Here is a 10,196-nt window from a genome sequence, read left to right as displayed (position 1 = left end):
ATTTTTTAAGAAACAAAACTTCGGAACTTTGCGGAAACGCCGAATACGCCTCGGTATCGCGAAATAGCTAATCTGCAACACTCATGGTTGCTGGGCTGCATATTTCGAGAAAGGATCTTCTCAGACCATTCGTAGAAGCTAGGCTGGCGGTGATATCAGTTTACATAGATAGCTGCCAGGCCAAGTCATACTAACAGGGGATGCGCCAAGGCAACGATATCGGCAGCCAGTACCGCTCGGCGATCTATTGCACGGATGCGCAACAGCGCAGCGAGGCGGAGAGCAGTCGGGAGCGCTTTCAGCAGCGTCTGAGCAATGCTGGCTTTCCGGCAATCACCACCGAGATAGCCGACGCACCGCCGTTCTACTATGCGGAGGCTTACCACCAGCAGTATCTGGCAAAAAATCCGGGCGGCTATTGCGGGCTGGGTGGCACTGGCGTCTGCATGCCGGACTGATACGAAGAACGCGAAAGGGTTAAGTCCGCACCGTCAATGTCAGCCTGACCGCGCAGAATTGACGCTGATGACTAAGCAGAAAAGAAAAACCCCGCCGAAGCGGGGCTCTGCAGACTGAATCCTGACATCCATGATCGCGCGCCGTCCTGGCACCGCTCCCTGTGTGGTCCGTATTGTTGATTCGCGCTTTCCATGCGCCACGTCCCTATGCAGTAGATTACTGCCTGCCCTCGCGGACCTGTAGTAGCCATTATGCATCACGCCTTGTAAGCCTTTTCCTACATCGCGTCATCCATGATGCAGAGCTGTAAGTCGAAGCTTACATTGCGCGATTTTTATGACCGAAGGGGCGGCTTAATCGTTCCGTATCATGGCCAAATAATTTCATATTGCCTTTAGATTAAGCCGCAGCGATCAGAATTGAGCCGCGTCGAGCAGGTACAGCGACTCGCTACCAGCCTTAACCGAAGCACTCAGCGAATGGATCCTCGGAAGCAGCCGGGCGAAATAGAAGCGCGCGGTACCAAGCTTGCTCTGGTAGAAGTCGCCCTCCTCCCGCTTGGCAACCGCGACCGCAGCCATGCGCGCCCACATGTAGGCGTAGGCGGTGTAGCCGAATACATGCAGGTATTCCACCGAGGCGGCACCGATCTCGTTCGGATTAGCCTTGGCCTGATCGATGACCCAAGCTGTCAGCTCGTCCAGGTTGTCCATGGCGGCCTTGAGCGGCTCGGCGAACTCTGTCAGCTCCGGACCAGCATCGGCGATGAAGGCGCGGATCTCGTCGACAAAAGCCTGATACATGGTGCCGCCGCTGCCGACGATCTTACGGCCGACCAGGTCCAGCGCCTGGATGCCATTGGTACCTTCGTAGATCTGGGTAATACGGCAATCGCGCACCAGCTGCTCCTGCCCCCATTCGCGGATGAAGCCGTGGCCGCCAAATACCTGCTGACCATGTACGGTGGTTTCCAACCCCATATCCGTGAGGAAGGCCTTGGCAACGGGGGTCAGCAGTGCGACCTGCGCCTCGGCGCGCTGACGTGCCTCGTCATCATCGCTGAACTTGGCAATGTCGAGCTGTAGCGCGACGTAGCTGGAGAATGCTCGGCCACCCTCGTTCAGAGCCTTCATGGTCAGCAGCATACGACGCACGTCGGGATGCACGATGATCGGATCGGCCGCCTTGTCCTGAGCCACAGGTCCGGTCGGTGCGCGACTCTGGATGCGATCGCGGGCGTACTCGATTGCGCTCTGATAGGAACGCTCGCCGGTTGCCAGACCCTGGATGCCAACGCCCAGGCGCTCGTAGTTCATCATGGTGAACATCGCCGCCAGGCCCTTGTTCGGCTCGCCGACCATCCAGCCGACGGCGCCATCGAAGTTCATCACGCATGTAGCCGACGCCTGGATGCCCATCTTGTGCTCGATGGAACCGCACGACAGCGAATTGCGCTCGCCCAGCGAGCCGTCTTCGTTGACCATTACCTTGGGCACCAGGAACAACGAGATCCCGCGGGAACCGGCCGGCGCATCCGGCAGCTTGGCCAGCACCAGATGGATGATGTTCTCGGTCAGGTCGTGCTCGCCGCCGGTGATGAAGATCTTGGTACCGCTGACCTTATAGGATCCATCTGCCTGGGGCTCGGCCTTGGTGCGAATGATGCCCAGATCGGTCCCGGCATGCGGTTCGGTCAGACACATGGAGCCGGACCAGACCCCGGCATACATGTTCGGCAAGTATTTCTGTTTCAGTTCCTCGCTGGCATGCGCGTAGATCGACAGGCATGCACCGGAGGTCAGCATCGGATACAGACCAAACGCCAGGCTGGCGGAGTTCATCATCTCCTCGACTTGGGCCGAAATGACCTTGGGCATGCCCATGCCGCCAAACGCCGGATCACCACCGACGCCGACCCAGCCGCCCTTGGCATACAACTGATAAGCCTCGCGGTAACCGGCGGGGGTCGACACCGCGCCCGCATCCCATCGACAGCCCTCTTCGTCACCGCTGCGATTCAATGGCGCGATGCTGTTTGCGGTGATCTTGCCCGCCTCCTCGAGGATGGCGTCGGCAGTTTCAGCGTCGACCACCTCGGCGAGCGCTGGCAGCGCCTGCCAGAGCTTCGGCGCGTCAAAGACTTCATTCAGGACAAAACGCATGTCGCGCAGCGGCGCTTGGTAGTCAGCCATGGCAAGGTTCCTCGCAAGACACTGGGTTGCGGCACTGAAGGCCGTTTCCAATGAGTCTAACCGAATAACGAAGTCAGGATTAAGCGTCTTTTTGTGACCGGATAGTTTTTCATGGTCACAATTAAAACCCCTTAAACCTAACGCGAATGCCCGTTCATACGTACCGCGCCGCGCCCGCTGCCATGTACGCGCACGCAGTTGCGACCGGCCTTCTTGGCGCCGTAGAGCGCCTGGTCGGCCGCCTTTATGACCTCGTCCGGGGTGCGTTGCTCGCCCTGGCGCTCGGCCACACCGATGCTGATGGTCACCGATACCTGACTCGTCGACACCTTGCCCCGCGCCGTGCGACCCAGACGGTCGTCCTTCGGGCGGCTGCTCGCGTCGCGCAACTGCAGCGCATAGCTCTCCACGGACTGACGTATCGCCTCGAGGTGCGGCAGACACTCTTCGACGCTACGGCCAGAAAACACCAGGGTGAACTCCTCGCCGCCATAACGATAGGCGCGCCCGCCACCGCCTATCTTGCGCAGTCGGCTGGCGACCATTTTCAGAACCTGATCGCCTACGTCGTGGCCATAGGTATCGTTGAAGCGCTTGAAATGATCCACATCCGCCATGGCCAGCACGTACTGGCGACCCAGACGCTGTAGCCTCTCGTTCAACGCGCGGCGCCCGGGCAAGCCGGTCAGCTCGTCACGGAAGGCCATGAGATAGGCCTCATGGGCGATCGCCGCTACCAGCATCAACAACACGTGGCTGCTCAGGACATTCAACGCCGCGCCGCGGCTGAAGGTTTGCGGCAGCATCAGCAGCACGCCGACCAGTCCGACGATCTGAGCGGCATGGGACGGCCTCGGCTGACGCAGGTACTGCATCGTCAATAACACCAGCGCGGCAAGAAACGCCGGGTACGCCAACTGGATCAGTTGCAGCCAGTCGGCCTGCAGGGCTGGCCAACGAATCACCACCAGCCAGGCATGCAGCGCATCCGGAAATCGCCTCGCCAATGCCAGAGCCACAATACCGACGGCGAAGAGTACCGCTGCACGCGCCAATCCTTCCTGAGCGAGATGGCTGCGCTCGCGCCACACCCCAAACAGGCCATAAAGCAATGGCAGCAGCAGGCTGCACAGATGGAATGTCAGGGCTGCGTCATCCAACAGACTGCCACGATCGCGGTAATAGTCAGCATGCGTGTCGAGTAGGAAATAGACGAGATAAACGCAGAGCAGCAGAAAGCATTCCCGGATGCGGCCGTACATCAAGCAAAGCGCACCACCGAGCAAAAGCAGTACCGTCGGCAGGACGTTATAAAGCGAAGTGAAGAACTCGTTGAGCGACACCTGGCGCGCAATGACCTCACCACCGACCAGCAAGGCTAGCGGCGCTACGAAGTGATTGAAGCGAGGCGAGACGGCACGCGACACAGCGGCTCCGGCGACCTACAGGAAAGCAGGCATTGTGCCTTTACACACACGAACATGCAGCCAATGGCTTGAAGAATGCGCAAATACCGCAATCTTTGATCAAAAAAAAGCCGCTGCAGAGCAGCGGCTTCGTTTACAGCCTTACGCTATCAATAGCCAAGAGCGAAATCCGCTTCGGCCATGTCCATCAGATTATCCGCGCCGGACAGCATGGCTTCCACGTGAGTGCGGGTACGCGGCAGGATACGCGCGAAGTAGAAACGCGCAGTCTGCAGCTTGGCCTTGTAGAAACCTTCTTCCTCGGTGCCAGCGGCCAGCTTCTCGGCGGCGACGCGCGCCATGTCGGCCCAGAAGTAGGCGAGGCAGGCATAGCCGGAGTACATCAGGTAGTCCACCGAAGCAGCGCCAACTTCCTCGCGGTTCTTCATCGCGGCCATACCGACCTTCATGGTCAGCTCGCCCCATTCCTTGTTCAGCTTGGCCAGCGGCTCGACGAACTCCTTGACGGTGTCGTTGCCTTCGTTGGCCTGACAGAACTTGTGCACGATCTTGGTGAAGCCCTTGAGCGCCTCGCCCTGGGTCATCAGCACCTTGCGGCCCAACAGGTCCAGCGCCTGGATGCCGGTAGTGCCTTCGTACAAGCAGGAAATACGGCTGTCACGCACGTTCTGCTCCATGCCCCACTCGGCGATGAAGCCGTGGCCACCGTATATCTGCACGCCGTGGTTGGCCGCTTCGAAACCGACCTCAGTCATGAACGCCTTGGCGATCGGGGTGAGGAAGGCCAGCATGGCGTCAGCGGCCTTGCGCTGCTCTTCGTCCTGACTGCGCTGCATCACGTCGACCTGCTTGGCAGCGAAGTAGAGCATGGCGCGATTGCCTTCGGCGAAGGCCTTCATGGTCAGCAGCATACGGCGCACGTCGGGGTGCACGATGATCGGGTCAGCGGCCTTTTCCGGCGCCTTCGGCCCGGTCAGCGAACGCATCTGCAGACGCTCACGGGCATAGGCGATACCGCCCTGGAAGCCGATCTCGGCATGGGCCAGACCCTGCAGAGCGGTGCCCAGACGGGCCGTGTTCATGAAGGTGAACATGCAGTTGAGGCCCTTGTTCGGCGGGCCGATCAGGAAACCGGTAGCGCCGTCGAAGTTCATCACGCAGGTAGCGTTGCCGTGGATACCCATCTTGTGCTCGATGGAACCGCAGGAGACGCCGTTGCGCTCACCCACTTCGCCTTCGGCGTTAGGCAGGAACTTCGGCACGATGAACAGCGAAATCCCCTTGGTACCTTCCGGCGCATCGGGCAGACGGGCAAGGACGATATGGACGATGTTCTCGGCCATGTCGTGCTCACCGGCGGAGATGAAGATCTTGGTGCCGGAGACCTTGTAGGTGCCATCGGCCTGAGGCTCGGCCTTGGTGCGCAACATGCCCAGGTCGGTACCGCAATGCGGTTCGGTCAGGCACATGGTGCCGGTCCACTGGCCGGATACCAGCCTGGTCAGGTAAGCCTGCTGCTGCTCAGGAGTACCGTGCTCATGCAGGGTATTCATCGCACCATGGGACAGGCCGGGGTACATGCCCCAGGACCAGTTGGCTTCGCCGATCATCTCGCTGATCGCCATGCCCAGCGACTCCGGCAGGCCCTGGCCGCCGTGCTCGACGTCATGGGCCAGGCTCGGCCAGCCGCCCTCGACGAACTGCTGGTAGGCCTCTTTGAAGCCAGCGGGCGTCTTCACGCCGCTTTCGCTCCAGGTACAGCCTTCAACGTCACCCACACGGTTCAGAGGGGCGATGACCTGCTCACAGAACTTGGCGCCTTCTTCGAGAATGGCGCTGACCATGTCCGGGGTGGCGTCTTCACAACCCGGAAGGCTCTGATAGTGCGCTTCGTAGCCGAGCAGTTCGTCACGTACAAAGCGGATATCGCGCAAGGGGGCCTTGTAGTCAGGCATAGCGTAAACCTCAGCGGTAGGTTCTTGGTTCAGGTGACTGATGATCAGCCACGCTTGATTATGAATTGGACCATCCGGCATCGCCCCGGCAGGTCAAACAGGCGTTTGAAACATACGTTTCGACCTGTGCAATGTCAAGCGACGGAACATGCCTGTATTGCATAGCCAGAAGCCATCGCTCCGGCTGTCAGGTGTAGCACCTGAGCGGAACACTGGGTGGCCGAGCGAAGGATGGTGAAACGAGCTGTTGCAAATGTGACAGGCGGGCGCGACGCAATGGAGCGGGACGGAACGGATCGATTGGCGAGCGCGGAGGAGCGGCGACAGGGGCGCGCGAAAGTGTGGATCCAGGCCTGGCGATCAGGCCTGAGTGTCGATCAGCGTACCCAGCACCTCATCGGCGCTCTGGATCATGCGGGCGCCGAGCTTGGCGCTGTGCTCACCGACTTTCAACTGAATCAGCTGCTCGGTGATCTCGCTGACGGCCTGAGAGTTGCCGAGCACCGGCGCGGTAGCAGAGGCGATGGCCGAAGCGGCCTGCTCGACGCGTTGCTGGCCGCCCTGATAGGTGCTCAGTCCGGCACCGAGAAGATTACTGGTGATCTGCATGGCGGCTCCACGCGCTGTCAGGTTGCCAGCATTCAAGCAGATGCTGTTGGACATCGCAAGGCGCTGACCGCCGCGAGAGTCACCGTCACGCCAGTTGCAGCGGCGCCAGCGTCAGATGCTGCGCAACCTGCTGTGCGTCCGCGCGGGCAAGACGCGGCACCCGCCCCAGGCAAGGCGCCGGAAGCAGCTGCTCGAGCGTGGCGAGATTCTCCTCCAGGCGCGACGTCGCCGGGTCGACGATATTCGCCACCCAGCCCGCCAGCGTCAGACCGTCACGCGCAATGGCCTCGGCACTTAGCACCGCATGATTGATGCATCCCAAGCGGACTCCCACGACCAGGATCACCGGCAACCCCAAGAGAACAGGCAGCGCCGACAGGTATTGCTGCCCGCTCAGAGGCACACGCCAACCGCCGGCGCCCTCTACCAGAGTGAAATCCGCGCGACAGTTCAGCACCGACTCCACGGCATCGGCCAGTCGCTCGGCGCTCAGCTCGATGCCGGCTTCTCGGGCGGCGATATGCGGGGCGATGGCCGGGGCAAAGGCGAACGGGTTGACCGTCGCGTATTCCAGCGCCGGGTTGCATTCGGCCATCAACGCCAGCGCATCGCTGTTGCGCAGGCCATGCCCGGTCAGCTCGCAGCCAGAGGCGACCGGCTTTACCGCTGCGGTAGAAAGCCCCGCCGATCGAGCCACATGCAGCAAGCCAGTGGCGATGGTGGTCTTGCCGACGTCGGTATCGGTACCGGCGATGAAGAAAGAGCGGGCCATCTCATGAGTCCTTGCGCAGAACGCCATAGACCACCTGATAGGTGGCCGGCAGGCCCGCGGGCTGACGGAAACCTTCGTAGGCGTCGATCAGTGCACGAATGCGTGCACGCCCGGTCAGCCCGCCGGGGCGTCCGGGGTTGAGGTTGTGTGCGCCGAGCGCCTTGAGTTCACCGGTCAGCTGGCGCAGATCAGGGAAATGCAAAACCTCCGGCCGCACGTCCAAGCTCACCATGGCCAGACCGCTGTCCCGGCATAGCGCCTGATAGGTGGCCAGCGAGCGGAAACGGTTGACGTGAGCAAAGCCGTCCACCGCCTGCCAGGCGTCGCGCAGTTCCTGCAGGGTGCCAGTGCAAAGGCTGCTGAAGGCCAAGGTGCCTCCAGAGCGCAAGACCCGCCGCGCTTCACGCAGTACGCTGGCGAAGTCCTCGCACCATTGCAGGGCCAGGCTGGAATAGATCAGATCGACGCTGCCATCACGCAACGGCAGGCGCTCCGCATCGCCCGCCACGAAGTGCAGCGCACCGCCCTGCGGCCGGGCATGACGCAGCATGCCCTCGGCGATATCCAGCGCAATCCCTTCAGCTCGTGGAAAATTGGCCGCCAGTGCGCGCGAGAAGAAGCCGGTACCGCTGCCGAGATCAATCCAGCTCAGCGGCTGTGCACCGGCCGGCAGACGCGCCAGCAGCTGGTTGCCCACCTGCCGCTGCAGGGCAGCCACACTGTCGTAGGTCGCCGCGGCACGGGAAAAGGACGCGGCGACCTGACGCTTGTCCGGCAACAGGGCGGCGTCAGTCATCCTCGCCCTCACCCATGAACGCCAGCATGGCCGTCGCCACGTCGTCGGCCCGCTCCAGCGGCAACCCATGGCTGGCGTTGGCCAACACATCGACTTCCACATCCGGCAGGCAGGCCAGCAGCGCCTCGGCGGCAGCCGCAGGGACCAATGCATCGCTGCCCGCGAACAGATGCAGCTGCGGCCCAACGTAACGCTGCAGTGACTCGCGCCCGTCCAGCTCGGCAAGCAGGCGCAAACCGGCCGCCGCGACGGCCGTGGACTGATCGAGCAGGCTGACCTGCAACTGCCGCGCAAGCGTGCGCGGATCGTAAGCACCGCGACTGCAGAGCAAACTGAAGCGCTTGAGCGTGTCCTCCGGCCCCAATTGGAATGCCGCATCGAAGGCATCGAAGACTTCCGCGGGCATCGCCGTCGGCCAGTCGTCGCGGCTGCGGAAGCAGGGATTGCTGCAGATAGTGATCAGCCCAGGGCAGTTGTCGCCACGGCGTGCTGCCAGCTGGGTCGCCAGCATCCCGCCCAAGGACCAGCCCGCTATCCAGCTGTCGAGAGGCAGCCGTGCATCCAATTCGTCGAGCCAGGCTTCTGGTCGTTCCAGCGCTGGCAGCGGGACAATGTCGACCTGCAGCCGCGGCTCACGATCACGCAACAGCTCGGCCAGAGGCTCCAGGGCAGCCGGGCCAAACGCCCAGCCTGGCAGAAGAATCAGTCGATCACGCATCGTCGCTCTCCTTGGGCAACAAGGCCCAGCACTCGGCCAGCGCCTCCAACAGGCGCTCGAGCTGCGCATCGCTATGGCTTGCGGTGAAGGTGATCCGCAACCGTGCGCTGCCGGCCGGAACGGTCGGCGGGCGAATGGCGCCGACCAGGATGCCGCGTTCGCGCAGCAATGCCGACAGCCTTAACGCCCGTTCGCTGCTGCCCACCAGCACCGGCTGGATCGGCGTCGGGCTGTCCATCAGCGTCAGCCCGATCTGCTGCGCGCCCTCGCGGAAACGCGCGACCAGCCGGTTCAGATGCTCTCGACGCCAGCCTTCACTACTCAGCAGCTCCAGGCTTTTGAGTGTGGCACAGGCTACCGCCGGCGGCTGGCTGGTGGTGTAGATGTAGGGCCGGGCGAACTGGATCAGCGTTTCGATCAACTCCTCGCTGCCGGCGACGAAAGCACCCGCGGTGCCGAAGGCCTTGCCCAGCGTGCCGACCAGCACCGGCACGTCATCGATGCCCAGGCCGAACTGCTCGACGATGCCGCCGCCCGTTGCGCCCAGCGGGCCGAAGCCATGGGCATCGTCGACCATCACCCAGGCGCCGCGCGGCTTCGCTGTGGCGCAGATCGCCGGCAGGTCGGCAAGATCACCGTCCATGCTGAATACGCCATCGGTCACCACCAGGGTATTGCCGCCGGCCTTGTCCAGGCGCTTGGCGAGAATTTCGGCGTCGTTGTGCAGGTAGCGCGAGAAGCGCGCGCCGGAGAGCAGTCCGGCATCGAGCAGGGAAGCGTGATTGAGACGATCCTCCAGCACCGTATCGCCCTGCCCGACCAACGCCGTCACCGCGGCCAGATTCGCCATATAGCCGGTGGAAAACAGCAGCGCGCGCGGGCGGCCGGTGAAGTCGGCGAGCGCCTCCTCCAACTGGTGATGCGGCGTGCTGTGGCCGATCACCAGATGCGAGGCGCCACCGCCCACGCCCCACTTCGCGGCGCCCTGCTGCATGGCTGCGATCACCTCGGGATGGCTGGCCAGGCCCAGGTAGTCGTTGGAGCAGAATGCCAACAGGCGCTCGCCATCGACCATCACCTCCGGCTGCTGCGGCGTCTCCAGCAGCGGGCGTTGGCGATAGAGATGCGCGGCGCGGCGCTCGGCAAGACGGGAGGCGAGATCGAAGGTCATGGCTATTCGGCGTGGCAAGAGGTGGATAACCGCACGCGGGATATCCACCCTACGAAAGGGTTGGGCTGGCGCATGGATGACACTTTAGCCATCCAGC

The 10,196-nt window shown here is 62.5% G+C and carries 8 protein-coding genes and 1 pseudogene; 1 reads left to right on the top strand and 8 read right to left on the bottom strand.

Annotated features, from left to right (window positions below):
* Window positions 1-194: 194 nt before the first annotated feature.
* Window positions 195-458: pseudogene (locus tag PSEST_RS02080) on the top strand (peptide-methionine (S)-S-oxide reductase); the annotation flags it as partial.
* 414 nt (window positions 459-872) lie between these two features.
* On the opposite strand, the gene PSEST_RS02075 reads toward PSEST_RS02080, so the two are convergent.
* The 8 genes from PSEST_RS02075 to bioF all read right to left on the bottom strand — a co-directional run bounded on the left by PSEST_RS02075 (window position 873) and on the right by bioF (window position 10,099).
* Window positions 873-2,651, bottom strand: coding sequence for an acyl-CoA dehydrogenase C-terminal domain-containing protein (locus PSEST_RS02075; RefSeq protein WP_015275423.1), 1,779 nt, complete (start codon window positions 2,649-2,651; stop codon window positions 873-875).
* 137 nt (window positions 2,652-2,788) lie between these two features.
* A complete protein-coding gene (locus PSEST_RS02070; protein ID WP_015275422.1) occupies window positions 2,789-4,078 on the bottom strand; it encodes a sensor domain-containing diguanylate cyclase in 1,290 nt (429 codons plus the stop codon).
* A gap of 149 nt (window positions 4,079-4,227) precedes the next feature.
* Window positions 4,228-6,033, bottom strand: a complete 1,806-nt coding sequence (locus tag PSEST_RS02065; RefSeq protein WP_015275421.1) for a phenylacyl-CoA dehydrogenase — start codon at window positions 6,031-6,033, stop codon at window positions 4,228-4,230.
* 360 nt (window positions 6,034-6,393) lie between these two features.
* The gene (locus PSEST_RS02060; protein ID WP_015275420.1) at window positions 6,394-6,642 is read right to left on the bottom strand and encodes a hypothetical protein; all 249 of its coding nucleotides are present in this window, start codon (window positions 6,640-6,642) and stop codon (window positions 6,394-6,396) included.
* An 85-nt stretch (window positions 6,643-6,727) separates the two neighbouring features.
* Window positions 6,728-7,414, bottom strand: coding sequence for a dethiobiotin synthase (bioD, locus tag PSEST_RS02055; protein WP_015275419.1), 687 nt, complete (start codon window positions 7,412-7,414; stop codon window positions 6,728-6,730).
* 1 nt (window position 7,415) lies between these two features.
* Window positions 7,416-8,210, bottom strand: coding sequence for a malonyl-ACP O-methyltransferase BioC (bioC, locus tag PSEST_RS02050; protein ID WP_015275418.1), 795 nt, complete (start codon window positions 8,208-8,210; stop codon window positions 7,416-7,418).
* Window positions 8,203-8,928, bottom strand: a complete 726-nt coding sequence (locus tag PSEST_RS02045) for an alpha/beta fold hydrolase (RefSeq protein WP_015275417.1) — start codon at window positions 8,926-8,928, stop codon at window positions 8,203-8,205. The genes bioC and PSEST_RS02045 overlap by 8 nt, the downstream gene beginning before the upstream one ends.
* Complete coding sequence (gene bioF / locus PSEST_RS02040) at window positions 8,921-10,099, bottom strand: 8-amino-7-oxononanoate synthase (RefSeq protein WP_015275416.1); 1,179 nt, start codon at window positions 10,097-10,099, stop codon at window positions 8,921-8,923. Before bioF ends, PSEST_RS02045 begins: the two co-directional genes overlap by 8 nt.
* Between the last annotated feature and the right edge of the window lie 97 nt (window positions 10,100-10,196).

The organism is Stutzerimonas stutzeri RCH2 (assembly GCF_000327065.1).
Taxonomy (GTDB): Bacteria; Pseudomonadota; Gammaproteobacteria; order Pseudomonadales; family Pseudomonadaceae; genus Stutzerimonas; species Stutzerimonas stutzeri_AE.
The sequence above is the reverse complement of the archived record's forward strand: the minus strand, read 5'-3'. Positions and strand labels throughout refer to the sequence as shown.